The organism is Roseivivax sp. CAU 1761 (assembly GCF_054482755.1).
Genome location: NZ_JBTLRM010000020.1, coordinates 19099 through 45172 on the forward strand (window position 1 = coordinate 19099; position 26074 = coordinate 45172).

General features: G+C 62.4%; 25 protein-coding genes and 1 pseudogene. 7 read left to right on the forward strand and 19 right to left on the reverse strand.

What is annotated here, in order from left to right; translation table 11 throughout:
* Positions 1–301: 301 nt before the first annotated feature.
* Together ACXYMW_RS12965 and ACXYMW_RS12970 are read right to left on the reverse strand one after the other, a co-directional pair.
* Positions 302–1384: an extracellular catalytic domain type 1 short-chain-length polyhydroxyalkanoate depolymerase gene (locus tag ACXYMW_RS12965; protein ID WP_459035747.1), complete on the reverse strand. Its 1083-nt coding sequence runs from the start codon at positions 1382–1384 to the stop codon at positions 302–304.
* A gap of 26 nt (positions 1385–1410) precedes the next feature.
* Positions 1411–1827, reverse strand: a complete 417-nt coding sequence (locus ACXYMW_RS12970) for a CopG family transcriptional regulator (protein ID WP_459035748.1) — start codon at positions 1825–1827, stop codon at positions 1411–1413.
* 303 nt (positions 1828–2130) lie between these two features.
* On the opposite strand from ACXYMW_RS12970, the gene ACXYMW_RS12975 reads away from it, so the two are divergent.
* Positions 2131–3846 (forward strand): hypothetical protein, encoded by a 1716-nt coding sequence (locus tag ACXYMW_RS12975; protein WP_459035749.1) that lies wholly within the window; start codon positions 2131–2133, stop codon positions 3844–3846.
* 40 nt (positions 3847–3886) lie between these two features.
* Here the strand turns inward: ACXYMW_RS12975 and ACXYMW_RS12980 are convergent, their stop codons facing one another.
* Both ACXYMW_RS12980 and ACXYMW_RS12985 read right to left on the reverse strand, forming a co-directional pair.
* Complete coding sequence (locus tag ACXYMW_RS12980) at positions 3887–4114, reverse strand: antitoxin Xre/MbcA/ParS toxin-binding domain-containing protein (RefSeq protein WP_459035750.1); 228 nt, start codon at positions 4112–4114, stop codon at positions 3887–3889.
* 143 nt (positions 4115–4257) lie between these two features.
* The gene (locus ACXYMW_RS12985) at positions 4258–4839 is read right to left on the reverse strand and encodes a hypothetical protein (protein WP_459035751.1); all 582 of its coding nucleotides are present in this window, start codon (positions 4837–4839) and stop codon (positions 4258–4260) included.
* Between the two features lie 277 nt (positions 4840–5116).
* On the opposite strand from ACXYMW_RS12985, the gene ACXYMW_RS12990 reads away from it, so the two are divergent.
* Positions 5117–5377, forward strand: coding sequence for a c-type cytochrome domain-containing protein (locus ACXYMW_RS12990; protein WP_459035791.1), 261 nt, complete (start codon positions 5117–5119; stop codon positions 5375–5377).
* A 157-nt stretch (positions 5378–5534) separates the two neighbouring features.
* Here ACXYMW_RS12990 and ACXYMW_RS12995 read toward each other — a convergent pair whose 3' ends face one another.
* Positions 5535–8447 (reverse strand): calcium-binding protein, encoded by a 2913-nt coding sequence (locus ACXYMW_RS12995; protein WP_459035752.1) that lies wholly within the window; start codon positions 8445–8447, stop codon positions 5535–5537.
* 155 nt (positions 8448–8602) lie between these two features.
* On the opposite strand from ACXYMW_RS12995, the gene ACXYMW_RS13000 reads away from it, so the two are divergent.
* Positions 8603–8905 (forward strand): hypothetical protein, encoded by a 303-nt coding sequence (locus tag ACXYMW_RS13000; RefSeq protein WP_459035753.1) that lies wholly within the window; start codon positions 8603–8605, stop codon positions 8903–8905.
* Positions 8906–8924: 19 nt separating this feature from the next.
* Here the strand turns inward: ACXYMW_RS13000 and ACXYMW_RS13005 are convergent, their stop codons facing one another.
* From ACXYMW_RS13005 to ACXYMW_RS13030, 6 genes and pseudogenes are all read right to left on the reverse strand, one after another.
* Positions 8925–9377 (reverse strand): hypothetical protein, encoded by a 453-nt coding sequence (locus tag ACXYMW_RS13005; RefSeq protein ID WP_459035754.1) that lies wholly within the window; start codon positions 9375–9377, stop codon positions 8925–8927.
* A gap of 86 nt (positions 9378–9463) precedes the next feature.
* Positions 9464–10117, reverse strand: coding sequence for a GntR family transcriptional regulator (locus tag ACXYMW_RS13010; RefSeq protein WP_459035755.1), 654 nt, complete (start codon positions 10115–10117; stop codon positions 9464–9466).
* Positions 10095–11252: a mandelate racemase/muconate lactonizing enzyme family protein gene (locus ACXYMW_RS13015; protein WP_459035756.1), complete on the reverse strand. Its 1158-nt coding sequence runs from the start codon at positions 11250–11252 to the stop codon at positions 10095–10097. Before ACXYMW_RS13015 ends, ACXYMW_RS13010 begins: the two co-directional genes overlap by 23 nt.
* The gene (locus ACXYMW_RS13020; protein WP_459035757.1) at positions 11249–12373 is read right to left on the reverse strand and encodes an enolase C-terminal domain-like protein; all 1125 of its coding nucleotides are present in this window, start codon (positions 12371–12373) and stop codon (positions 11249–11251) included. Before ACXYMW_RS13020 ends, ACXYMW_RS13015 begins: the two co-directional genes overlap by 4 nt.
* 58 nt (positions 12374–12431) lie before the next feature.
* Positions 12432–13931 (reverse strand): BCCT family transporter, encoded by a 1500-nt coding sequence (locus ACXYMW_RS13025; RefSeq protein WP_459035758.1) that lies wholly within the window; start codon positions 13929–13931, stop codon positions 12432–12434.
* A pseudogene (locus tag ACXYMW_RS13030) lies at positions 13834–14184 on the reverse strand (FAD-dependent oxidoreductase); the annotation flags it as partial. The gene ACXYMW_RS13025 and the pseudogene ACXYMW_RS13030, both read right to left, overlap by 98 nt.
* A 188-nt stretch (positions 14185–14372) precedes the next feature.
* Here ACXYMW_RS13030 and ACXYMW_RS13035 point away from each other — a divergent pair.
* Entirely contained in the window at positions 14373–15050 is a 678-nt protein-coding gene (locus ACXYMW_RS13035; protein ID WP_459035759.1) for an SOS response-associated peptidase, read from the forward strand.
* Here ACXYMW_RS13035 and ACXYMW_RS13040 read toward each other — a convergent pair.
* The gene (locus ACXYMW_RS13040) at positions 15044–15466 is read right to left on the reverse strand and encodes a chlorhexidine efflux transporter (RefSeq protein ID WP_459035760.1); all 423 of its coding nucleotides are present in this window, start codon (positions 15464–15466) and stop codon (positions 15044–15046) included. The two genes, ACXYMW_RS13035 and ACXYMW_RS13040, sit on opposite strands and share 7 nt — an antisense overlap.
* Positions 15467–15706: 240 nt before the next feature.
* Here ACXYMW_RS13040 and ACXYMW_RS13045 point away from each other — a divergent pair, with 240 nt between their 5' ends.
* Together ACXYMW_RS13045 and ACXYMW_RS13050 are read left to right on the forward strand one after the other, a co-directional pair.
* Positions 15707–19384, forward strand: a complete 3678-nt coding sequence (locus tag ACXYMW_RS13045; RefSeq protein ID WP_459035761.1) for a calcium-binding protein — start codon at positions 15707–15709, stop codon at positions 19382–19384.
* Positions 19385–19511: 127 nt separating this feature from the next.
* Positions 19512–19736 carry a DUF1127 domain-containing protein gene (locus tag ACXYMW_RS13050; protein ID WP_459035762.1) on the forward strand — a complete coding sequence of 75 codons (225 nt, stop codon included), beginning with the start codon at positions 19512–19514 and terminating at the stop codon, positions 19734–19736.
* A gap of 59 nt (positions 19737–19795) precedes the next feature.
* Here ACXYMW_RS13050 and ACXYMW_RS13055 read toward each other — a convergent pair whose 3' ends face one another.
* The 7 genes from ACXYMW_RS13055 to ACXYMW_RS13085 form a co-directional block, all read right to left on the reverse strand.
* The gene (locus ACXYMW_RS13055; RefSeq protein ID WP_459035763.1) at positions 19796–19972 is read right to left on the reverse strand and encodes a hypothetical protein; all 177 of its coding nucleotides are present in this window, start codon (positions 19970–19972) and stop codon (positions 19796–19798) included.
* A gap of 151 nt (positions 19973–20123) precedes the next feature.
* A complete protein-coding gene (locus ACXYMW_RS13060) occupies positions 20124–21365 on the reverse strand; it encodes a surface lipoprotein assembly modifier (RefSeq protein WP_459035764.1) in 1242 nt (413 codons plus the stop codon).
* Between the two features lie 2 nt (positions 21366–21367).
* Positions 21368–22249 (reverse strand): transferrin-binding protein-like solute binding protein, encoded by an 882-nt coding sequence (locus ACXYMW_RS13065; RefSeq protein WP_459035765.1) that lies wholly within the window; start codon positions 22247–22249, stop codon positions 21368–21370.
* Positions 22250–22726: 477 nt separating this feature from the next.
* Entirely contained in the window at positions 22727–23677 is a 951-nt protein-coding gene (locus ACXYMW_RS13070; RefSeq protein ID WP_459035766.1) for a transferrin-binding protein-like solute binding protein, read from the reverse strand.
* A gap of 358 nt (positions 23678–24035) precedes the next feature.
* A complete protein-coding gene (locus ACXYMW_RS13075) occupies positions 24036–24443 on the reverse strand; it encodes a hypothetical protein (RefSeq protein WP_459035767.1) in 408 nt (135 codons plus the stop codon).
* A 3-nt stretch (positions 24444–24446) separates the two neighbouring features.
* Positions 24447–24662, reverse strand: coding sequence for a hypothetical protein (locus ACXYMW_RS13080; protein WP_459035768.1), 216 nt, complete (start codon positions 24660–24662; stop codon positions 24447–24449).
* Positions 24659–24910: a hypothetical protein gene (locus tag ACXYMW_RS13085; RefSeq protein WP_459035769.1), complete on the reverse strand. Its 252-nt coding sequence runs from the start codon at positions 24908–24910 to the stop codon at positions 24659–24661. The genes ACXYMW_RS13080 and ACXYMW_RS13085 overlap by 4 nt, the downstream gene beginning before the upstream one ends.
* 207 nt (positions 24911–25117) lie before the next feature.
* On the opposite strand from ACXYMW_RS13085, the gene ACXYMW_RS13090 reads away from it, so the two are divergent.
* On the forward strand, positions 25118–26011 hold the full coding sequence (locus tag ACXYMW_RS13090; RefSeq protein ID WP_459035770.1) for a hypothetical protein: 894 nt from the start codon (positions 25118–25120) through the stop codon (positions 26009–26011).
* The last annotated feature ends 63 nt before the right edge of the window (positions 26012–26074 follow it).

Consider the following 26074-nt stretch of genomic DNA (forward strand, 5'->3'; position numbering starts at 1 on the left):
CGTGCCTTGCGCCTGATCGAATGGGTCGGCCACGTTGGGACCTTAGCTTCGAGCCCAACTCACCGTGTTGGACGTAGGAGGCTTCGCAGTCATGGCATGGGCACGCCTGCCGTACCCAGCCTGTGGCGACCATTCGCCTCCGGCCGGGTACCGCGGCGCCGGTTCCCCACTGCCGCCCTTCGCGCGGCGGTGGGGCGAGGCTTGTTGGCAGGACAGGTTCCTTCAGAGCAGTGCAACAGCATTCGTCAGGCTCACAATTGCTGTACGCGATAGCAACTCCGTAGCGATGCTTTCCCCCGACCTATCGAACGGAGCCACCAAAGAAGAAGCGGATCATCTCTGTGCTCGCATCGGGACCTTGCGGATCGGTATAGCTGCCTGCGGATTGTCCGCCGGACCATGCGTGCCCCAAGCCCTCTACGACCCAGTGTTCAACCGCTTCAATGCCGGCGGCGTCGTAGGTCGTGCAGCGCCGATAGGACCGTCCGCCCGTTGTGCCCGCATTCTCTATCTGAAGACTCTGCCCCGGACCGCCCCCGAGAGCCTGCCGGACGATAAGCTCGCCGTTCGACGGATGAACCGTAGCATCGGCTTCGCCGTGGAAGACGATGGTCCGCGTGGCCGCCGCGGGCGGGGCGCTCGCGGTTTCGCACCCGGCCATTGCTGCGAAGGCGGAGGGGACGTCCTTTGCGGCACCTGCGGGCAGCCCGGAATGGGCGCCCACCGCCTTGAACAGATCCGGATAGACACCGCCAAGGATGACGGCCATCGCCGCCCCCGCTGAAAGGCCTGCCACGAAGACCCTGTCTTGGGGAATGGCATGACGGGCGATGATCTCGCGCGTCATGCCGGCAAGAATGGCAGGCTCGCCGCGGTCGCGCTTCTGGTCACCACGGCTGAACCAGTTCCAGCAGGATTGAGCGTTGTCGCCGCGCGATTGCTGCGGATAAACGACGACGAAGCGGTGTTGTTCGGCCAGGGCGTTCATGCCAGTCCCGGCGGCAAAGTCCTCGGGCGTCTGAGTGCAGCCGTGAAGCATCACCACAAGGCCTGTGACCCCCTCTTGCGCCGAGGCGGGCACATAGGTGCGGTAGCGGCGCGTCCCGGCGGCACAGGTAAAGCTGCTCTCGGCAAAGCTTGCGCCGTCCGGAAGGTCCAAGGGTTCTGCTGGTGGCTGGCCATGGGGTTGGAAGCGGGCCAGCAGACCGGAAAGCGCGGCAGACTGCGTTTCTGTGCCGCCCGGGGCGAAGAGCCCGGCTCCGGGCCCGGCCGTCAGACCGTGCTGGGCAAGGGTGCGGGTCACGAGGTCGTTGGCGGAGGCAAGCTGCGCGGCGCGCATCTGCCCGTTCGCCGGGCGCCAAGCGCCGGCGTTGAAGGTGATCATATGATCCGTCCTTGTAAGTGCCGCCGCTACAGGATGCGGTCGGCCAGGGCCTTTTTGATGTCCGCGGGCGCCTGAAGGCTGCCGAGGACGGTGATCGAGCCGATGGTCGCCCGGGCGAGATCGGGCGTGACGTCTGAACCGATGCGGGCAAGGCCCACCACCTTGATGTGCAGGACCTCGCCAGCCGCGCGAAGCTGCTCCAGCTCCGCTCGGCCGAAGTCACGCAGGCCGAGTTCCATGGTATGACGCTCGATGGAGCGGTCGACGGCCTCACCATGCGTATCGAGTTGCTTACGGATCGCGGTGCGGATGAAGTCGCTGCGGTTGGAGTAGAACCCCTCCTGCACCAGAAGATCGATACGACCGAGGTCGACGAAGCCGAGATTGATGGTAATCTTTTCGTTATCGGGTGGCTTGCCTCTGAGCTGCCTTATCTCAACCATGGTGAAATCTCCATCCGTGTGGATGGTATATGGATGTAAGACTGGATGGTTCAAGGGGGCCCGGTCCGACAGGGCGCCGAAATGCGCCGCGCCCGGACAAGCCTGCACCTACGGCCCTGTATAGCGGACCACCACGGTTTGCAGACTTCCCCTTTGCTGGTTTGAACAAGGCAGCGTTGTGCCTGCTTGCCTAGGAGCCAAGGATTTTGAAGTAGGAAAACGCCTCAGTCGCTACAGCGGCCGGGAAACCCGTGATTAAGCGAGTTGGGCACCTGCGAACAAACAGCAGTTCGCAGGTTAACTATGCCCAAGTTGGAAATATTCGGAGGCGGCAAGGAGGTCGGCGAAGGCCTCTTCGGAGGCAACTTCCTCGCCCACAGGGACTCCTTCGAGGAGGCGGTCAACTACGATGAGCTGATCGATGACCTTGGCGTCCACACTCTGCGCTACCCGGGCGGTTCGATCACCGAGACCTACTTCGATTTCGCCGACCCGGATCGCTCCCTTGTCGCCGACCGGGAGACTGGCGAAGAGGTCGACTTCATCGAGATTTCAGAGTTCATGGGCTACGCCGAGGCCGAGGGTCTGAACACGGTCCTCGTGCTCAATACGCGCGACCAGCTCTCCGAGGAAACCGACGAGCACGGCGACCGGTATGCCCAGGTGGACGAGGAGAACCTGCGCCAGTTCGTCAGCGACGCCATCACCGGGAAGTGGGGCGACGTCACCATCTCGGGCTTCGAGATCGGCAACGAGTACTGGGGCTCCGGCCGCATGAACGCCACCGAGTACGGCCGGGTCGCCTGCGAGATGTCGAGGATCGTCGACGACCAGCTCAAGCAGTTGGAAGAGACCCACCCGCAGGCCGCCGAAACCGACATCGTCGTGCAGATGGGGACCAACTTCAGCCATTCTAGCATCGACGAAGACTACGAGGGGATGACGCATTCTGAAATCGTGGAGGCTGTCAACGAGCGCTACGGGCTCGAGCTTGAGGGCATGCCCCAAGGCGGTTTCACCGCGATCAACAACGAGATCATCAAGTCACACTTCGACACGGCCGCGGAGATCGATGCGGTCGACGCGATCACCGCGCATGTCTACTCCAAGGTCTCAGATGATGTCGGCGAATGGCAGCGCAGCTTCATGCTCGACCAGATCGACCAGACCTGGAAGGCGGACCCGAACTTCCGGGACGTGGAAACCCATGTCAGCGAATGGAACCAGTCCTCGAAGGATTACGACTATACAAGCCACGAGGAATACGGGCTGAAGAACGCCCACGAGCTGCTGCAGATTGTCGAGGAGTTCGCTGATCATGGCGTCACCGACGCGCAGGTCTGGCCGCTCCTCCAGTGGTCGCCGGCCGCCATGAGCCTGGGCTGGGAGCACGATTGCCTCACCCCGGCCGGCCAGATGTACTCGATGATGGCGGAAAGCCTCCCCGGCAAGTCAGTCATCGATCTCCGGGGGCAGGGCGACATGGCCGACAACGCGGCATTCCCCGACCTCGATGTTCACGCCTTTTACGGCGACGGGGAAGCGGTCTTCTACTTTGCGTCAAACTCTGAAAACCCGATCAGCCAGGAGATCGACGTCTCCTCCATGTTCCAGGATGTCGGCTCACTGGATGTGCAGGTCCTGGGCGTCGCGCCAGGCAGCGATCCCGGGGACCAGAGCTCCACGCCGGTGGTGCGTCAGCTCCAGCCATCCGACGTCCACAACGACGGCTACATCTCCGCGGATCTGCAGCCCTACGAGATCATGCAGATCAAGCTCACTGATTTCGTGCCGACCGAGGAGATGCGCGTGGTGATGGAGGAGATTGACAACCCCCCGGAGGAGGGTGAGAACGCAGGTCCTGGGGATGATCCCGAGCTTCCGTTTGTCGATCCCCCAGAAGACCCCCCGGAAGGGGATGAAGAGGAGTCCGAGGAAGACAGCTTCCTCGAAGGCCTGGACGGCATGGTGTGGGCGGCAGCTGCGCTGCCGCTCCTCGGATTGCTCTTGATGATGTGAGGTAGCCCGCCCCCCGCGGCGGGCGTCCAGCTTCGTGCCTTCAGGCGGCCTTCATGTTGCCGGAAGCAAGGCCCTTGAGCTGCGAGACCACCGTGCTCAGCTGCATCATCTCGAAATGATCCCGCCTTGTGAGAACCTCGAGCGGGCTCAAACCGCCAAGAAGGGTGTTCGGCGTCTTCATAAACATGCGCTCGGCCTCGGGTTTTTGAAGTTTGGCGCGAACGAACTGGCGCAGGGATACCAACGTTTCTTCACTCACAGGAATCATCGGGTACCTCCAAAAAAAATGTGCGCGATCCGATCTCGGCCGCGATCAGGGAACATAGAAGACACGCCGCGGAAAGTCACGTTGCAGTGCAGCATCGCGGGTGCAGAAACATGCTTCTGCAAGAAAAGACGGCGGGTGTTCGCCTAGTGCGTATGGTACTCGCAGGAAACGGATGGGTTGAACGGCATCAGTTCGCCCATTGGGTTATCCCTGAACAACCAAACATGCTGGTCGAAGTGCGGCGTAAACCCGTGTGCTTCGTCACCTGGGGTGGCCGGATCATCGGCCATGTGATCCCAGTTGCGCCCATTAAAGACAAGCTCATCCATACTGCGGCCGGACGCTTTCCAGCTTGCCTCGAAAACAAGGTTCTCGACGGCCAGCAACTCCATCGAACCATCTGCTTGGGGCTCGTAAATGAGGATCGCAGGGCGCATCCAGTCGACATGGGTTCCGGTGCCATCGACGCGGGGATCGGTCGCCGTGATCTGCAACAACTGCGGATGGATGATGTGGATGCCCATGGCGCCCAGCTCGGCAGGCAAGCCCTCAGCCTCGGCCGAGACGCAGTGGTTGTCGGGGTTGATGTAGCCATCGGCGTAGGCCTGCTCGATGTCATGATATTTCGACACTGCTGCGCGAAGTTCGTCGAGGGAGATGTCCACGGCCGAAGCGTGCGTTCCAAGGACCAAAAGTGCTGCTGAGAAAACTTGGTAGGTCGGCATGTCAGTGCCTCCAGAATGGGCCGACTCGCGGCCGTGATAAATGTCGGGAGAATACCACGGATCACGCACTCACGCTGACGCCATGATTGCTGGTCGCGTTCATTGCCCTCTGGTACTCTACGAACCAGTACGGGGCAGCGCGAGGGGCCTGGGCATGTCGTGGCTGTCGAAGTCATTCACGGGTCTATGCATCGTCGCAGCAGGGCCTGGCTTTGCGAATTCAGGCTCTGCGCCCACGTGGGAGGAAATAAAACGGATCCTCGAGACCCGCTGCACGATGTGCCACTCCGCACATGGAGCATCGGGCGGCCTGCGTTTGGATACCTTCCAGCACCTCCTTAATGGCAGTTCCAATGGACCGGTCGTGGTTTGGGGAGACCCTGACGGCAGCGAACTGGTGCGTCGCATCACGGGTCGAAGCCTCCCCAGAATGCCTTTTCTGGGGCCTCAACTTCCTGCGGAGGAGGTCGAACTAATTCTCTCTTGGGTGGACAGTGAACCTACGCGTACCGAGGTTCAGGAAACATCTGGCGACTGACCGGAATCCATCGGCGCGTCGGCGCCGGGGGCGTGGTACTGTCGGCCATGGAAGCTCGTCCACAGCGCCTCACACATGGTAAACCCTGAAAAGCGCGCGCTCGTGAAGCTTCAAATGGCCACCGTGCTCCCGAGGAGGCGGTGGCCATTTCCATGGATCAGACGAACTCGAAGGTCACCGCGCCGGTGTAGCCGTCTAGGACGATCTGGTTGAAGCGGCCGTACTCGATGATCGTGTCCGCGCCGACGACTTCGTTTCGAGTGATGTCACTGGCCGCGAGCCCCTCGAACCGCAAGACGTCCACATCATCTGCCGGGTTGTCGTTGCGTCCGAAGTCATGGATCACGTCCCGCCCGTCATTGGCGTCGAAGATGAACACATCGTCGTGGACCCCGCCGTAGAGGGTGTCGGCGCCATTGCCGCCCTTGATGAAGTCGCGCCCAGCGCCCGAGCGGATGATGTCGTTTCCATCGCCGCCGTCCAACATGAGGTCCCAACCAGCGCCACCGTCGATCTGGTCGTTACCACGGCCACCGTAGATCTCATCGCGCAGGTCCCCACCATTCAGGGTGTCGTTTCCGCTCCCGCCGTAGAGGGTGTCCTTGCCATCGCCCCCCTCGAGGGAGTCATCGCCACTCCCACCGCGGAGGTCGTCGTCACCGCCCCCACCGTAGATGGTGTCGTTGCCGAAGCCCCCGAAGAGGAAGTCATTCCCGTTGCCCGTGGCCACGGCGTCGAAATTGTACAACGCGCTTTCGACATCCGAGCCGAACGTATAGCGGATTTCGACCTCTCCGGGGCGGATTTCGACGGGGTTCTGTCCCGTGGTGTCGTCCGCCCAGGCGTACAGGCCGCCACGATCACCGGTGGCAGCATCGGGCAGCCGGTCGATCCAGGCCGAAAACTCTGAAAACGAGATTTTGCCGTCCCCGAAGATGACGTCGTCGCCGAAGCCGCCATCCACGGTATCGGCGCCCACACCGCCGTAGAGGGTGTCCTCACCGTAGTTGCCCTGCACGACGTCATTCCCGGCGCCGCCATCAGCGATGTCGTCTCCCCACCCGCCCGAGAGGTGGTCCTCATGCGTCCCGGACGCCTTGTCGGCGTAGTGCTCGTCACCGATCAGCACGTCGTTCCCGCGGTTGCCTTCCATGGAGTCGGACCCGAGGCCGCCCATCAGCAGGTCGGCCTGGTCGTCTCCATGGGCCTTGTCGTGGCCGGCCCGCATGATCAGGATGTCCTGGCCGTCATTGCCGGCGATCTTGTTCGCGACGGTCGAGGCGTTGTCGAAGAAGATGTCGTGCCCGAAGCCCACGGACTTCACGGTCGTGTCGGAGGCATTGCCCTGGTTTCGGATGACGTTGTTGAACGACATGTTGCCGCCGCTCAGATTGATCGCCGCCGTGTCGGTGGAGCTGAACGCCTGGACGGGCACGTCGCCATTGTACCCGTCGTACCGGTCGCCGGCATCGTTCGGAAGGTAGAGCTCCTCGAGGGTGTCGAGGGTCGCCATGGCGTCTGTCACGGCGGCCGACGACCCGACATCGAAGATCGCCCCCTGGTTCGCCATGAAATCGGCCTTGTCGATGTTCTTGAGCTCGACCCGGCGTACCGCGCCGCTATCCATCGTGAACCGAATGACGGTGTCGTTGCCTTCTGCGAAGATCCCGGTATCCGTGCCGGGGGGAGAGGCGGCAGCCAGGAGATCGCGCATCGTCCGACCGGTATCCGAGAAGTCGAGCTTGTCGCGCGCGATGTCGAACCCGTAGATGGTGTCGTGGTAGGTCCCTCCCGCAGCGTAGGCGTAGTTCGAGCCCAGCACGTAGACATCGCTGTCGCTCCAGCCTGAGCCGGTGATCCCCGAGATCAGCGAGACGGACGCCCCGCTCGCATCGTCCCAGCCGCCGAGGATGTCGGCATGGGCAACCCCCGCGTCGTTCCACTTCGAGGACCCGCCCAGCGCGTCGATCAGGACCACCGATCTGTCGTCGTGGAACACGTTGTTGCGGCCCCCGCCGATCAGGATGTCATTGCCCGAGCCGCCGAAGATATGGGTGGCCGCCTCCTCCGGGTCGCTAATGCCTGAACGTAGGGCGGGGTCGACCATGTTCCGGTTCGAGTTCGCATCTCGCCCGTCGATGATGTCGGAGCCATTTCCGCCGTCGAGGAAACCGACCAGTCCGGCCGCCTTGATGAGGTCGTTGCCATCCCCGCCGGTGGCGCCGTTGTAGCCGAAGTAGGTATCGGCCGTGGCGCCGGTGATCGCCATCCGTGTGAAGTCAGGGGCGCCGCCGCTGTCGGTCTGGGACACGAACGCGATGAAGTCGTCTCCGGCGCCACCGTCAGCGTAGCGATCCATGCCGGCGTTGGTCTCCACGTAATCGTTGCCCGCGCCGCCGGCCACGGCGTCCGCATCGTTGTCACCGAAGACGAAGTCGCTGCCATCGCCGCCGTGCACCAGGTCGTTCCCCTTGTTCCCGGCAGCATGGTCGCTGCCACCGGCGCCTATGATTGTGTCGCCGCCCCCGTTGCCCTTCAGGCTGTTGGCTTCCGCATCACCGTGCAAGACGTCATTGAAGTTCGATCCGAGGACATTCTCGATGGCGTAGTAGGTGTCACCTGCCGCATCGCCGGTGTTGGTCCCGTCACTGCTGTCGAGGTACACGGATACACCGGCCGACGGCGCCGTCGCGTAGCTGGCAGTGTCGATCCCGTTCCAGCCGTAGAGGGCGTCGGCGCCCGCGCCGCCGGTGAGCGTATTCTCCCCGGCACCGCCGCGGAGCTCGTCGTTCCCCGCCCCGCCGAAGAGCTGGTCGTAACCTTCATTGCCTCGCAGGGTGTCGTCCCCATGGTGGCCTTCGATGAAGTCGTCGCCATCCCCGCCGGAGGCGTCGTCGTGACCGTCCCCGACAAGGATCCAGTCGCTGCCGTTGCCTCCGATGAGGGTGTCATTTCCGGCGAACCCGAGGACTTTCCATGCGACGGTGCTGGAGGACTTGTCGACATTGTCGACGCCGGCTGTTCCGGCCTCCTCGCGGGTGATCCCTGCCCAGGGCGATGGGGCAACCATAAGACTCTCCTGAATTAATTTCAGGAGACCGATTAACGCGCCATAGTTTCGCCCAGGTTCAGTTGGAGACGCTCATCGGGAAGCCGACACGCAAATTAAGAATTGAACGAGTTCTTTCCTTTGGGGTATGATGGCCCCGACCAAAAGGATTAGCCATGTTCACCCACCTGTCCATTGACTACGACGAAGGCGTCGCTGGCAGCTACCGCGGCGTAGTCCTCACCCGAGGCCGCAAAGAAGTCCAGCGCTGGGCGTCAGGCAACCCCCAGGCGGATTGGGCGAGCTACCTCGCCTTCGCGCGGGAGAACCGTTTGCTCGTGCTGGAGACGTCCTCGGTGACGCACTTCTGTTGGGACAACCCGGAATGGCGGTTCAAGGAAGACGCCAAGGGGAATGAAATCCTCGTGCCAGAGGATCGGCCGGAGTGGCAGGATGAACTCGGTGAGACATCGAGCTGATCCGGAGTGTCAGCTGCGGTCAATAGGGCTCGTATAGCTCCTGGTCGTTGAACAACCGATCTTGAATGACTTCCAGGTGGCCCGCCATCAGTGCCGCGTGGATCGGGCTGAAAACACCATCGTTCCACCTCTCGGCCCGGAGCAGGACATGCATGAAGGCGCGGAGGCTTGCAAAGCTCGCATAGCGAAGCTCCCGGGGAGGGCAGTTGATGTCGAAGCTGTCGGGCGCCAGGTCGTCGCACACGAACCCGCATGCATAGGCGCCGATGAGGAGGCGACCGTAAGCGGGTAGGTCGCGGAACATTGCGAGGTCCAGTTCAGGGACGGCATTGAGTTCGGCCTCGAAGCGATGCTCGTCAATCAGTTCCCGCAACAGGTTCGCCAGCAATTGGGCTTGGTACTCGTTGACTGGAACGGAGGATTTGGTAGCGCCCCGCATTATGAGCGTTGCTGACGTGGCCGATTCTGGCATCTTGCGCCCTCCGTTTCGAGACAAGGTGCACCGAACGAACAATATCGGCAATCGTCATTGAAGCGCGCGCTTCCCTTCCGCTGGGGTCAAACCAGAGCGTCGATCCGGCTTGTAGTGAACTCGCGCAGATATTGCATCAGAAGGCTCGATTGCTGGGTGGCCTTGGTCTCGTCTCGGGTAATCAGAGCTCGCAGGAGATTGCAGTACAAGTCAGTGCAGAAATCCTGATCCTCGTCACGGGCGAAGTGGAACCAGAACCGGCGCGAAAGTCCCTGGGTGGCACGCAGCGTCGAGAGAATGAACTCATTCTTCGAAGCTGCGGCCAAGGTCACGTGAATGTCGCGCAGCAGTAAGAGGAAGCCGTCTCGGTCACTATGCGGAAGCGGTTCAAGGCGCTTGAAGGTTTCCTCGAAGCTCCTGCGGTCCACCTCCGTCTGACGTTGAGCAGCCTTCTGGATGCAGACGCGCTCGAGGGGTTCACGCAGTTCAAGTAGCTTGAGCATCGTCACGGCGTCCAACGGAGGGATGAGAACGCCAGCCCGTGACAGCTGAACGAGGTTGTCCGACGCTAACCGTAGCAGCGCCTCGCGCACGGGCGTACGCCCAAGGTCCAACATCTCCGCGAGTTCGGCTTCGGCGAACAATGCGCCAGGCCTTAACTCGCAACGGACGATGGCCGTTTCCAGCCGTTCGGCGGCAAGATCGGCCTTCGACAGTTTAAGAGCAGAGCTTTGCGACATGGGCGTGTGCCATCTCTTTCAGGAACCGGTCATTGAGGTCTACCCCAAGTCCGGGGCGCTGCGGGATCGCGATCATGCCATCCCCATCGATGGGGGGCAATCCGACACAGAGCTCCCTGCGCAAACGCGCTGGGCTCGTCGAATACTCGATGTAGCTGGCCTCTTCGAGGATCGCTGTGAAGTGCAGGTTCGCAGCGATGGTGATATCGGTATTGTAGCCATGGGGAACGATACGGATGTCGGTGCGTGTGAGCATCTTCTTCAGTCTCAGAGCCTCCGAAAAGCCGCCAAACATGGAAAGATCGGGTTGTGCGATGTCGAGTGCACCCCGTTCCAGATACTCTGAAAACTCTCGGCAGGTCGTAAAGCCAAGGTCGCCAACGCCGACCGGGAGGCGCGTGCGCGTTTTCAGCGCAACATGGTCTTCGACATTTCCGAGAGGGAAGGGGGCCTCGCTCCAAAGGACCTCGATCTCCTCGAGAAGGTCGAGGAACGGCGCCAATTGCTGCAGACGGTGGAACTCCTGTGCGACGTCCAGCATCAGCCCCGTTTTGGGCCCTACCAGACGCCTGAGATGCCGAAGGTTGGTGTGCACCAGTTCTATATCGTCCCACCAGGGATCGACGCAAAACTTGATGTTTCGAAAGCCGGCATCGAGAAGGTCGCCAACCTGCCGAGTTATGCCCTCGCAGCTCGCCTCCATTGGGTAGATGGTAGCATATGCCGGCAATTTTTCGCGTCTGGCGCGCCCCAAGACGGCGTGCAACGGAAGTCCCTCGGACTTTGCGTAGAGGTCCCAGATCGCGATATCGAGGGCAGAGATCGCATGGATGACCGCGCCGTGCCGTCCAAACCACTGTGTGGCGTCGTACATCTCATCCCAAATTGTCCGAGGGTCGTCGAGAGACCGCCCCTTCAGAACGTCGCCGAGGCCCTGGGCCAGCGAATTGTAGCCCTCCATCTGGATGATGGCGCGGATAACCTCCGGCGGGGAATCTGTTTCCCCAACCCCATAGAGTCCATTGTCGCCGTGCACGCGGACAACGACATTCTGGTAACTACCTTCGAACCGAAAGAACCCACCGGCGGGATCCTTGAGGCAGAGGACCTCGACGCTGCTGATCTTCACGGTCACTGAGCGAACTCCCTGTGGGCGTAGACACTGTCAGCCATGCTGTCCCAGTCCATCTCAACGCCAAGACCTGGCAATCCAGAGGCAGCCACGAACCCCTCCTGATCCGGTCGGATGACCTGTTTGGCCCCGAACTCGTACTTTTCAAACGGTGCGGCCTGCTCGAAGTAATCACAGTTGCTGTAGGCCAGCATGAGGTGAAGGTTCGCGGCCTGCGTCAGAGTATAACCCCAGCTCTGCACTTCGCATTTCCGGTTGTGCGCGGCCGTCAGCGCCATTCCGGCGCAGGCGCCGGTGAAGCCGCCGATCCCTGTGACGTCGAAACGGGATCGATCCCATGCCCCCATCTGCAAAGCCAGCTGAATGAGCCGTAGATCAGGGAGGGCATTCCCGCCGCAGATCACGTCGAGATCGAGCGCATCAGCCAGTGACTTGTATCCAGGCAGGTCCGCATCCGGGATCGGGGCCTCGAAGAATTCCCAGCCAGCCGCATCCAGGGCGCGTCCCATGCGCAATGCTTGTTCCATCGTGTAGTTGCCGTCGGCATCTAGGGACCAGCCAATGTCCTGTCCTGCGAAATGCTCCGCCAGAGCTGCGACCAAACGGAAATCGTCCGCAAAGTTGCAGTACGGGTGGATCTTGATGGCGCGGTAGCCGCGGGCGAGCATTTTCTCGCAGTACGCGACGTATTCCGCATCCGACGACAGCAGCGGGCTGGAGGCGTAGGCGCGGATACGGTGACGAGCGGCGCCCAGCATCTGGTAGATTGGAAGGCCGAGGAGCTTGCCCTTCGCATCATGCAGAGCGATGTCGAACAGGGAGGTCGAGAGATGTCCCAGTGGGACATAACGTGACCGCATGTCGGCGTAGATTTGCGGAATGTCGACGACGGGACGGCCGAGCACGAACGGTGCCATCAGAGATGCAGAGCTGAAGACCGTTTGGTCGAATTCGTGTTCCGTGTAGCTCGTGACTGCGGCAACTGCTTCCGTCTGGTCGGACAGCGTAAGCTTCGCCAGCGTCATGGCCTCATACATAGGGCCGAGATGCGAAGACCAGGTGACTTTGGGGCCGTCGGGGCCGATGCCGTAAAGGTCAATTTTGCTGACGACGACGTCTTTCATGATGCTCGGCCTACTGAAGAAGATTTTGGGCGGCCAGGAGTCCGGCCGCCCTGTGGGATCAAACTGCGCGCGCGGATAACGGCGCCGGGTTGTCCTGTTTCAGGAAGCTGACGACCGTGATCATCATGCAAACCAAGATGAGCATGATCGGAAGGCCGACGAGAACAGCTGCAGTTTGCATCGTTTTCAGGCCGCCCAGGAACAGCAACGCCAGCGGCAGCACTGAAATCGCGGCGCACCAGAACAGACGGTTGGAGCGCTCCGGACCGACGCCTTCGTCCAATTCCTTGGTGGCTGCGCAAGCCATGACATATGCCGCCGAGTCGAAGGTGGTGGCGAGCAAGACAATGCCCGATACCGCGACGGCGAGCAGCACGATCTTGGAAGCCGGAAGGGTCTCGAACATCGCAATGATCGCTGGCGCAACGCCCTGCTCGTTCACCAGCGCGACCATGTCGAGCGCACCTTCCATCTGCAGGTTGATCCCGTAGCCGCCGAGCACGATGTAGAAGATCGCGCAGCCCGCCGAGCCGAAGGACAGCATTCCCGTAACCACCTCACGGATCGTCCGGCCGCGCGAAATGCGGGTCACAAAGAGGCCCATGAACGGCGCATAGGCTACCCACCACGCCCAGTAGAAAACCGTCCATGCCTGTGGGAACCCCGATGCGGCGACGCTGTCGGTCCAGAGGCTCATCTCGATGAAGTTGGTGACTGCGTAGCCCAGGCTGTCCATTCCGAGGCGGGTGATGAAGCCGCTCGGGCCGGCGAGAAAGGTGTAGACCACGATTGCCAGGGTGAGCAGCGTGCCGAAGAGCGAAAGCCGCTTGATCCCCTTTTCGAGGCCGAGGCCCGAGGAAAGAGTGAACAGGGCCGTACAGGCGATGATGATCGAGACATCGAGCCAAAGGTTTGCCTCGACTCCAATCACCGCTGCAACGGCGCCGCCGATCATCGGTGTGCCCAGTCCCAGCGAGGTCGCAGCGGCGCCGAGAATGCCGAAGATGAAGAGGTAGTTGATGACCGTTCCCACAGGTCCGTCGACGAGGCTACCCAGTGCTCCGCGGCAGCTTTCACTGACCTTGTAGACATGCTTCTTTCGCACGTAGTAGATGTAGGACATCGCCACGGCGGGCACGCAGTAGAGAGCCCAGGCAGTCGGACCCCAATGGAAGATGCCGTAGGCCTGCCCGACGGTGAACATCTGCGGCGACTGCGCCTCGATGCCGAACGGCGTCCACGCGTAGTGGTATGCCCATTCAGTGGCGCCCCAGAGCATGAGGCCAGACGCGATGCCGGCGAGAAAGACCATCGCACCCCAAGCACCCCAGGTGAATTCGGGGCCACTCTCAGCGCCGCCCAGCCGGGTTGCACCGTACTTCGACATCGCCAGCCAGACGACGAACACAAGCGCTGCGAAGCCGATCAGCAGGAACGCGAAGTCGAAAGTGTGTGTCATGTACTTGAAGACGCTGTCGAGGGTGGTCTTCGCTGTTTCCGGAAATGCCGACAGGATTCCGGCGACGACAATGATGATCGCGATGGATGTGATCTGCATCCGCCGGTCTGTTTCGACCGGCCGTTGAACCGCAAATGGTGCCTGACATTCCTGAGACTGCCGCGCCACCGCAGTATCCAAGCCGCTCGACAAGCAGGACTGAGTGACCCGCTTCCGCTGCTGTCACGGAAGCTGCAATCCCGGCCGGTCCGGCACCCACTACGAGAACATCGAAGCTCCCATGCAGCGGCGCCGTGGCCGCGATTTCAGAACCCAGTGTTTGTACCGAACGAATCATGCAAGCGCCCTCCATATCGTCGATACATTGCAAATATATTTCGGATATACGCGAACGAAAACCGACGTTTTACACCTTGAAAACGACATCCGAGGAGCGGTCTCGGTCATCGCTACCCCCCTTCTCGAGCCCTTAGGAGGGCTACGTGATTGCCTGAGCAGGTAAACACGCCATTCTGCCCGTAGGAAGGTCAGGAGCCCGCGATGTGCAATCTATACGCCGCTTCGATGCCGAAGGACGCCATGCGCTCGCTGTTCGACGTGCCGGCTGCCAACGACCGGCTCGGAAACTTCGAGCCCAGGCGCGCGATCTTCCCGAAATACGATGGGCCGGTGGTCCGCCTGAACGAGGGCGAACGGGAAGCCCTGGACATGCACTGGGGCTTCGTGATGCCCCAGAAGAGCAAGAAGACGGGCAAGCCCATCCAGCCGAAGGCCATCAACAACGCTCGGGACGACAAGCTCCGCAGCTCGGGTTTCTGGCGTCAGAGCTTCGAGGAACGCCGCTGCCTGATCCCCGCGACGTCGTTCTGCGAGGCCAAGGGCCGGGCACCTGCCGACTACCACTGGTTCACCGTCACCGATGGTGGAGGGAAACCACAGCCCTACGCGTTCGCCGGCATCTGGAAGCAGCACAGGGGCTACTACAAGGACGAGCAGGTCGACATCCTGACCTACTCGATGGTGACGTCCACGCCCAACGAACTGGTGAAGCCCGTGCACCCGGACCGCATGCCGGTGATCCTTCCGGAGGACGCCTTCGAGACCTGGCTGTCCGGATCACCCGCCGACGCGTTCGACCTCCTCAAACCGTTCCCAGCGTCCCGCATGAAGCTCGCAGGGCACGGTGAAGAGATGAAGAGCGAGCCTTCCCTTCAGTAGGCGTTTTCAGGATCTGAGATGAAGGCGCCGTAGACCCAGGTGAAGGCCACGCTGTAGATCGCGTAGTAGGCCGAGATCGTGGCGCTGACTATGAAGGCCTGGAAAAAGGAAATGCCCAGCGCCCAGGATGTCACCGGAAGCATGATTGCCAGTAGGACTGCCTCATACGCCAGGGCGTGGTCCATGGTCCAGTGGTGCTGCATGCCGGTACGGCGGGTTCGCTTTTTCAGGGAATTCTCGACGACCCTCGTGAAGACCAGGTTCCAGGTAGCCGCGATCACCGATCCCAGGGTGAGCAGCAAGAACATCGGCCCGTATCCCTGGTCATGGAGACCCGACAGGATGGGCAGCCCCAAAACAACAGACACTAACTCGTAGCTCGCCGCCTTGCGCAACGGCTCGGAAAGAGTGCGCATGACAGCACCCCCTTCTCTTTCATTGAATCGCCTCGCCGATCCCGTCTATGTGCAGGACAGGCAAGGATATTGTCTCGGCGCCCCTATAAAGCCTCCCCTGCGGAGGTCAACACAAAGGCGCTCCAAACCACGATTTTTTCGCATTCCTTCCACTGCATGGGTTAGGGGTCATACTTGTTTTTCACGTTCTCACCGCAACTTCAGACTTTATAGACGAGTGTAGAGACTGGAGGACGGGCCATGGAAAACGGCACCCCGAAGGCGGGAAACAAGTTGCGGTCCATGCTTCGTGGCCGCAACGAAAAGCAGCTTTTGGCTGTCCTGTTCCAGATCCAGGCGATCCTGCTTCTGACCATGAAGGCCAAGGCGGACGCGTTGCCCGGGATCGAGGAAATTGCCGCGGCGAGCGAACAGGACTGGGGTGAAGATGCCTCGGCGCTGATCTACCGGGGCCCCGACTTCACGAAAACCCTGAAGGTGCGGCCCGGCCGGGAGGATGCCGAGATCGATGAGCTGAGGATGCCGGAAAACGATCTTCGCTTCCCGGACCAGCCTGGTGCCAAGAAGGCCGAAGAGATGTCCGATCTCGAGGGTCGGATGTTCGACGAGTACGCCCACCTACGCCCGGATTTCGGGAAGCCCGCGGAACAGGGGCAAGACGGCGTCGATCACGAGGCGGGCGGCGACGCGAAAGTCGTGAACCAGGGGGAGGAGAACGCAGCGCTTCCAGCAATGCCTTCACCGGAGGATGTCGGCCCTGCGGAGGCGGCGGAAAACTCTGAAAATGGCGGTGATCTGAGCTTTGAGTTTGGGGAGCCCGTGCCGGGGGACATGGGATCGGGAGGTCGCACCCTCCGCGAGGGAAGTGGCCCAGGACCAGAGGCCGGGTCGATCCTGGAGATTTCGTACTCGGTCAACCCCGGGCACGGCGGCCATTCCGCTCGCCCTGGGCAGCCCTTCGAGACGACGTCTCCGCTCCCGGGGCCCGATCCGCTCGAGGACCCGATCCTGGTTGATCTCCCTCGTCCTGGGCCGACGGTCCCGCTGCCTGAGCTCCCGGAGCCTGCACCGGTCCCGGAGCCGGAACCCCAACCTACTCCCGAGCCCGAGCCCGAGCCGATGCCGGAACCTGTGCCAGTCCCCGAGCCCACGCCGGAGCCCGGGCCGATCACTGGGACGGTATTCGAGGACGTCCTCACGGGCAGCGACGAAGACGAGCACTTCCGGTCGCTCGATAGCGATGACGTTGTCGATGGGCGTGGAGGGGACGATCTCCTCGAGGCCGGTGACGGGGATGACACTGTTCACGGTGGCTCGGGCCAGGATACCGCGCACGGCGGGGCTGGAAACGACTCCGTCGACGGCGATGCCGGAAACGATGACCTTCGCGGCGACAGCGGCCGGGACACCATCTCTGGCGGTCTGGGCGACGATACATTGGATGGAGGCGCAGACGGTGACCTCCTCTACGGTGAGGACGGTCGTGACAGCCTCGCCGGCGGGACAGGAGACGACACGCTGGACGGTGGTACGGACGATGACACCGTGCTCGGCGGCCAGGGCAACGATGTTCTCTACGGCCGCGAAGGGGGCGACGCCCTCTACGGGGAGGCCGGTGACGACAGCGTTCTCGCGGGCGATGGCGAAGACACGGCCTCCGGCGGCGATGGAGCGGACACCCTGCTCGGTGAGGCTGGCGCTGACCATCTGGACGGGGATGCCGGGGATGACAGCCTGGCGGGCGGTGAAGGCGACGACGTCCTGGGCGGCGGAACTGGTCGGGATACCCTGCAGGGCGAGGCGGGTGACGACGTCCTCCGCGGCGGAAGCGACGGTGACGAACTCCACGGCGGGGATGGCGCCGATCTCCTCGAGGGTGAGGACGGCGCAGACACGCTTCGCGGGGACATGGGCGCGGACACGCTGATCGGTGGCGATGGCAATGACGACCTGCAAGGCGGCTCTGGTGCCGATGAGCTCGATGCCGGGCAAGGGGCCGATACCCTCCACGGCGGAACCGGCCAGGACACCATCGATGGTGGCGCAGGAGATGACTCGGCGCTGGGCGGCAGTGGCGCCGACCTCATGACCGGTGGAGATGGCCAGGACACCCTGGACGGGGGGGCAGGTGCCGACACGTTGGCCGGCGGCCTTGGCGATGACAGCCTTCTCGGAAACTCTGAAAACGACGTCCTCGAGGGCGACGAGGGAAATGACACCCTGTTCGGCGGAACGGGCGACGACACCGCGTTGGGCGGGGCTGATGCAGACGTCCTCTACGGCGAGGCAGGAGCTGACAGCCTCGAAGGCGGATCTGGTTCCGACACCCTGGAGGGTGGCGATGGCGCGGATGTCCTCGACGGAGGTTCTGAAAACGACGACCTGCGCGGCGGTGCAGGGGTGGACACCCTCCACGGAGGAGATGGTGCCGACCTTCTCGACGGGGGTGATGAGGCCGACCTCCTGAACGGGGACGCCGGCTCCGACACGATCAACGGCGGTGATGGGATCGACACCGTCTATGGCGGCGCCGGCGGGGACAGCATTCTGGGTGATGCCGGGGATGACCTCCTCTCCGGGGATGCAGGCAACGACACCATTGATGGAGGGGACGGCAACGATTCCGCTCTGGGCGGCGATGGCGAGGACGCCCTGACGGGTGGGGCCGGCACCGATACCCTGGCCGGCGGCGCGGGCGCGGATACCGTTCAAGGCGGCCTCGGCGATGACAGCCTTCTCGGAAACTCTGAAAATGACCGCCTCGAGGGCGAGGACGGGAACGACACCCTCCGCGGCGGGGATGGAGACGACACGGCGCTGGGCGGATCGGGGGTCGACGTTCTCTACGGCGAGGGCGGCAACGATGCGCTGGACGGTGGGGCGGATGCCGACACGCTGTACGGGGGCTCAGGTTCCGACGTCCTGAGTGGCGGCGATGCTGCAGACCGGCTGGAAGGCGAGGAAGACGACGACACCCTGAACGGAGATGCGGGGTCAGACACCCTGCTCGGTGGGTGGGGCAACGACTCCCTCCTCGGTGGCGCGGATGATGACTCCCTGGCCGGAGATGCTGGCAACGACACGCTGGACGGCGGGACGGGTGCTGACACACTGCAGGGTGGCCTCGGCAATGACAGCCTCCTCGGAAACTCTGAAAATGACGACTTCGACGGTGGAGATGGTCACGACACCCTCGATGGGGGCTCGGGGGCGGACTTCCTCGACGGCGGCGCCGGCGATGACAGCATCCTCGGCGGCGCCGGTGCTGACACGCTGCACGGAGGAGACGGTGCCGACATCCTGGAAGGGGGCGACGACGCGGACGAAGCGTACGGTGGCACCGGAAGCGACACCCTGATCGGCGGGGCAGGTAACGACGAACTCTGCGGGGACGAAGGAGACGACTTCGTCTACGGCGGCCTCGGAGACGACACGCTCTGCGGGGGTGATGGAGACGACGAGCTGCACGGCGAGGATGGCAACGACAGCCTGATGGGTAACCTCGGGGCCGACACCCTTTATGGCGGCGATGGTGCCGATACCCTGTTGGGCGGGGCGGGCGACGACGAGTTCTTCGGCGGGACCGGGAACGATTTCGTGGAAGGTGGCGCCGACGACGGGAATGACACCCTCTATGGCGAGGATCCGGGCTACCCTGGCGCGGATATGGCGGACACCTTCATCTTCGACACGTCTGACGGCAGCGACACGGTCGAAGGCTTTGACGACGGAACGGCGGCGGTTCAGGACATCCTGCAGTTCTCCGGAGCGAACAATTCCACGGACGTGACCGTCGACACCTCTTCCGGGACGGACACCCTGCTGACCTACGGCAGCACGACGATCCTCGTGAGAGATACCGTTGACATCACGTTCCTCGGCTACGACGGAGTTACGGGAGACGCTCTCTTCGGGTGACCGGAGTCCGCGGCCCATGGTAGCGCTCCCGCCTTGCTTGCGGAGCATACCGCCTTTGCGGCCGCGGCCGTTGCCCATCGCTGCGCTGCGGCATACCTGCTGCTCAACGATGAAGGAAACTACTGAAATGACGACCGCAGACCACGCCGCCTTCCGCGGCAAGACATCCCATTTCGAGGACACGAAGCCGACCTGGAACCGCCTGGTTGCCTGGTTCTCGCGCCGCCGCGAGTCCAACCGCGTGTTCCGCGAACTCGCAGCCATGGACGACCGCGAACTGGCCGACATCGGCATTGCACGCAGCGACATCCGCCGGATCGCGGCGCAGGCAGCGGCCGATTGGAAGGCCTGAACTCCAGACATTCTGAAAAGAAGAGGCCGCCCGGGGATGCCGCGCGGCCTCTTCTTTTGTTACCTGGCCCGCCGCCGCATCTCGCGAATGATGCCTTCCTTGATGCGGAACTGGCTCTCGAGGATTTCCTTGCGGTAGGACGCCCGGTAGGCCTTGAGGAGGACCCATTCCGCCGTGCGGATGATGCGGTCCCGTTTGGCTGCGCGGTCGCGCTCGCCGATCTTGTCGTGCTTCACTAATCTGCCTCCATAGGCACCGGCCCACCGGGATGGCGGGCATGAACGGTGCAGCGGAGGCAAGAAATCAGGTCATGAACTGGAAATAGGCCGGCCCGCAGGAGCATGCAAGCTCTCCCGCGGGCCGGCAGGGAAACAGTCCGGTTCGTGGTCAGAACGCGCTCGAGAACCCCGCGTTGATGCGTACGTCGCGGTAGCTGTAGGCATCAAAGTTGCTGTTCCGCTTCGAGGCGCCCACCTCGACGTACGGGGTCAGACGGCCAAAGACGAAGACGTCAGGCTTCTCGACGCGGAGATCGACGCCGTATTCCTCCTCGGACCGTGAGCGCGGGAGCCCGGGCGTGGGGTCCTCCTGCCGGAAGATCTGTGCGTAGAGCGACGGCTCCAGTACGAACCCGCCGGCAGTCTCGGTCTTCCGGGACGCCCTGATCTCCGCGAAATCGTATGCCAGGTCCCCGCGATCTGCGTTCTGGCGCTGGTAAGACACCCCGAGCGTCAGTTGGTCGCGGCCTGCGAGAGGGCGGATCACCTCGAACGACACGTTCGTGCGCGCGGCCTTGGCATCCGAGTACTTCGCAAGGGTAACGTCCTGGAACGACAGGCTGACCGCGGTTGTCAGGCCGGAATCCCGGCGGACCTGGATGCCGGAGCCCACTCCCACCCGGGTTTCGGTCAGCTCCCATGCCTCGAAGCCGCGCCCATACGTAGCCTCGACGAAGCCAGTGGACTTCGGCCATGTGAGCTGGAGGCCCGCCCCGACCTCGGCGTTGGCGGTGTCCCACTCCGTGTCGCGCGTCTCGTAGACTGCGCCCTTGCCGCGAAGGTATCCAGTGAGCTTCGAGCCGTTCTCATAGGTCCTCAGAGGCCACTGCTTTCGGATCGAGCCCTGCAGGTCGACTCCCGTGGCGGGCGGGTCTTCCCGATCCATCTGGAACGTCAACGGACGGCCATTCATGATGACCTCGATCTCGTCGCTCTCGTAGGATCGCCCGCTCCCGGACGGCGCGCGGAGACCAATGCTGAAATCGGTTCGCAGGCCGCGGTCCTCATCGATCCGCCGGATGAAGCGTATGACGTTGGCCCGCACATTCGGGGGAAGGTCACCGCTCGACAGGACGATGCGGAACTGCTCCTTGGCTTGGGAATACTGATCCGCGGCATAGAGGGCCCTGGCAAGCTCGAGGCGAACGCGCACCAGGCCCGGATTAGCGGCCAGGATTTTTCTGAAAATTCGGATAGCGGGTTCGGGGCGGCCGGAATTCAGAGAAATGAGAGCCGCTTGAAACGCCGTCCCGGTGGAGATGGAAGCCGCCTGCTGGGGTTGCGCGCCGGCCTCCGAAACCAAAGCAGCGGCCGCCAGGGCGGCCACTGCAATTGTCTTGCGAAAGCTCACGCTTACTGCGTTGCGCCGAAGGCGCCCATGTAGTTGCTGCCGCCGGTCGTCGCGGCAAACGTGCCGCCCACTTCCTCGGCGCCGGGGCCATAGAACTGCCCGTTCACCGACCCTTCGAACCCGGCGGTGTCGATGTTCGAGGTGAAGCCGGAACCGTCCAGATCGCCCGACGCGGTGAAATCCAAGTCAGGACGGGCTGTGGTCGTGACGTTACCAGTGGACATGTCGACGACAGTGGTATCGGTGCTCGACATGTCCACCGTCTCAAAGTCAGTGCTCAGCGTTACCTGGGAGCCGGTAAGGTAGGCCTGACCATCCGTAACGACTTGCCCCGCGGATTGGCCCGAGTAGGAGGCCGTACCCGTGGTGGGCATGGCGTCGGCCGCGGTGCGAACGCCAAAGGAACCGGCTGCGGCGCGGCCGGCGTTGTCTTCGCCCATGACGTCCCAGACGCCGAACGACTGATACTCGAAACCGATGCCGGCTGGGTCGGCGAACAGCCCGCCCATGGTTTCGTCTTCGTTCACCACGACGAAGACTTGACCATCTTCGGAGCCGACAATCTCTGCCCCTTTGCCTTCGTTGAATGCGAAGTCCGCGCCGCTTTGGTTGACGCGTGCGGCTCGGAGCAACTCTTCCTCGATGTGCATGTAAAGCTGGGCGTTCGGCGCCGTTTCAGCATCGCCAACCGAGGTGACTTCATCGTCACTGTTGGTCGTGTAAGCGGCTGAAGTCACAATCCCGGTCGTCTGGTAGGTTCCGCCTTGCTCAACAGCTTCGGAGAAGGACTTCAGGGGTGTCGCATTGATGCCGCCGCTACCGCCGCCGTTGCTGCATGCGCCGAGAAGAGTAAGCGCAGTAGTGGTGAGAATGATGTGTTTCATGGTCCCTCGAAAATTAGGTTCTCGTGTACGCCAGCCATCGGCTTCCCTGCCAGGAGGTTTACTCGGCAATCGGCATATTCGTATTCGACATGGGGCGCGTTCTGCGGATGGTGGCGACCCCGCAATCAGCGGGCAGGGGGAAAGGAGCACGGCTGAGGGTGGCGTGTAAACCCCTAAAACGAAACAAAAAAACAGAATCAAGCAACAACGAGCTGGCTAAGGAAAGGGGAAACTTCCATTTTTCTACGCTGTTTGCCAACGAACAAGATTGCCAAATGGCAACCGCCCAAACGGGCGGGTCGACTGAGTTGCAATGCACTGTAAAATAGATGCCCCTCGAGGTGCGGTTACTGCATCCCAGTCATTGGTTCGCCTCAAAGAGAAGAGGGTCGGAATGCTCACAGTGAGCATTCCGTCAGATTTATGCGTTCGCGTCGTAGGACAGGAAAGCTTTCTCAGCGCGGGAGAGGCCTACGCTTACTTAGCCGCGCCGAAGGCGCCCAAGTAGGTGCTTTGACCCGCCTTCGCAGCGAACGTCCCGCCCACCTCCTCGGCGCCAGGTCCGTAAAACTGCCCGTTCACCGAGCCTTCGATACCGGCGGTGTCGATGTTCGAGGTGAAACCCGAGCCGGTCAGCGTGCCGGAGGCGGTAAAGTCCAGGTCAGGGCGCGCTGCAGTAGTGGCATTGCCCGTGCTCATATCGACGATTGAGGTATCCGAGCTCGTCATGGCGACGGTCTCAAAGTCGGTGGTGACGGCAACCCGGGAGTCGGTCAGATAAATTTCCCCCTCTGTGACCACCTGACCAACAGACGATCCGTGGTAGCTCGCGGTCCCGGCCGCCGGCAACGCGTTTGCTGAGGTGCGCACGCCGAAAGAGCCTGCAGCTCCGTGTCCGACCATCCCCTGGCTAACGTCCCATACGCCGAACGACTGGTACTCGAAGCCGGTGCCACGGGGATCGGCCAGTAGGGCACCGGTCCGCTCATCCTGGGAAAGCAACGCAATTCGCGTTCCGTCTTCGGAGCCTGATATCAGTGCTCCGTTGTCCTCGTCCAAGGTGAAATCGGCACCGCTCCGACTTACTCGCACAGCTCGAAGCAGTTCATCTTCCAGATGAATGTGGAGTTGTGCGCCCGGCGTTGTTTCCGGATCAGCGACCCACGTGACCTTCCCGCCATTGGTGGTGACTTCAGCGGACGTTACGATACCCGCGGCACTGTAAGTTCCACCTTGTCCGGCGGATTCTGAGAAGGAGTTCAGGGGAGTTGCTGCGTCGTAGTCGCGGACAGGACCTCCCGGATCCCCGCCGCCGTCAATGGTGCCGCCGTCGATGCTTCCGTCGTCGAAGTCATCGCCCATGCCGCCGCCGAAGCCACATGCGCTGAGCAGGGTGATAGCGGTAGTGGTGAGAATGATGTATTTCATGGTGCCTCGAAAGTATGTCTTTTTCATTAGCCAGCCATCGTTCTCCCTGCCGAGAACATCTCTCGGCGGTCGGTATGTTCTTATAGACATGGGGCGCGTTCTGCCGATGGTGACCTGCCAGCAATCAGCGGGCAGGGGGAAACGAGCACGGCTCAGGGCAGAGTGTAAACCCCCAAAAGCAAACAAAAAAAAGAATCAAAAAGTAATGGACCGACCGGAGAGAGGGGAAACTTCCAGTTCTCTTCGCTGTTTGCCAGTGAACAAGATTGCCAAATGGCAACCACCCTAATGGGCGGGTCGACTGGCCGCTCGGGGGCAGGTAGAATGACCCGTTCTATGGAAAGCCGGAGCGGCAGGGTTACGAAGTCTCCGCTTCCGCCAGGTTCGCATCGGCCCGTTTTAGCAGTCGCTCCATCTGCGCGTTCGCGGACTTCCGGTGCTTCGGGGGGACCGGGAAGACGGTGGCCAGATTGCCGTACTTGAACGCGAAGATCGCCGACCGCGTGATGCGATAATGGGCGCCCACTCCGTGGAGGTGGCGAAGGTAGTCGAGATACCGGCGGAAGCTGCCCGTGAAGTGGCGGACATGCGCGCCCTCAAGCGCCCGCTCGGCCTCGCGCTGGGCAGCCCGTTTCGGCAATCCCAGGCGCTGGCGAATGCGCTTCACCGCGTGGTCGGAGATCCAGTCCGGTCGGGGCTCGGCACCCTCGTCACCGTCGGGATGGATGTCATCCTCGAGATCGAAGCCCGCTTCCGCATCAAGCATGGGTCACCACTTCCCCGTCTCGAAGCGCACGGCATCCGCGATCCGGCCGGCGCATCCGTTCGGGCAGGGCCGCGAGGTGACGAAGCTGCCATCGGCTTTCGGCCCGAGGGGCGCGCACCAGCCGTCCTCTCCGCATCGCGTGCATTCAGCCACCTCGGCGCGCAGGGCCTTGGCTTCATCAGCCGCAAAGCAAGCGATCTCTTCGCCTGTCACAGTCATGAATTCATTCTCCGTTTCTTGAGGATGCGATCCTGCGTTCTTGCCCGCTCGACGCAGCCATGCGCCCACAAGGGGCCATAGACTGCAAACCCTGCTGCCAGTCCCACGAGTGCCGCCGAGTTGCCTTTCGCAAAGCCTGCCAATCCCGTGAGAAGGATCAGGCAGACAGCAAAGCTCGTGCCAGGGTGCTCGCCCATGTCCGGGAGACGTCCCGCCCCGCGGCGAATGTCGGAGAACAGCTTTCGCATCGTGTATCCTTTACTTGTTATACAGCGACACAAGGAAAGCGAATGGTCAATCCTTTAGGCGTGGATTGGCTGTTGAACTTGGTGTCATCCGATGACTACTGTGGGGTGTCCTTTCCGGTGAAGGATTTTCAGTTCGCAACCAGACCGCCGGCAGCCAGTGAAAGTGCGTCCAAGCCGAGGACCGGCACCGTCTGAAAGGGGAGAATTATGAAGGCCGGAAGACTTCCTGAAATTGGCCACGGGGACTTGGTGGAAGCCAGGTTCTTGCCCCCTGTCGAGGTGGAGGAGGTGGGCGAGGTCGAGCACACGGTCGGGACCGTCGCCTGTGTTGCGGGCATGTACTTCATCGCCTCGACGTCTCACCGCACCAGCTCGGGGATGCCGCGGGTCATCGAGCTGCCAGCAGACGGCTCATGCGAGATCGAGGTCCTGGAAACCTCCTCGGAGGCCAAGGAGCGCAAACGCATCGAGGCTCGCGGCGAGGTGGTCTTCTCGAACCAGCCCGGTTGTGCGGCCGAACTCGAGGAGCAGCTGGACCACCTGGCCCTGATGATCGCGCGGGAAACCGATGATCACGTCATCCACGGGCGAAAGGGGCAGCTGCGCCGGCAGTTCGACGACCTGGCCGATACGGTGCGCCTGGCCCGCCGGAAGCGGACATACATCCAATCACGCGCGATCATCGGCCATGATTTCCATCCGTGGACGATCCGGGAGGACCGCGTTTTCAGGATCGAGACCGTACGGCCGCTTCCCGCGGACTTCGAGATCGATCCATGGGCCCGGAAAGACCGGGCCCGTCGGCGGGACGAGGCCATCCGGATCTTCGGGGAAGCGGAACGCGAGACCCGCGAATGGATAAGCTTCCTGAGAGGGCGTGGATACGCGGTCCGAAGGCCGCACCCCAACGCCCAGGAAATCCTCGTGCGCGCAGACCTCGGCATCGGGAAGACCTGGGACCTCATCATCGCGCCCAGCGCCAACGGTCTCTGGGAGGTCGATCCGAAGCCACCCCAGAACAAGCGTGAAGCCAAGCTCCGCGCCGCCTGCATGCGGCAGGGCCACCGCGTCCGTCTGCAGGAGGACATGGAGGAAAAATAAGGAATAGGTGCCATTGCGCATGGACAGACGGCAGGGTACGGTATGTTGACACGAAGGAGATCG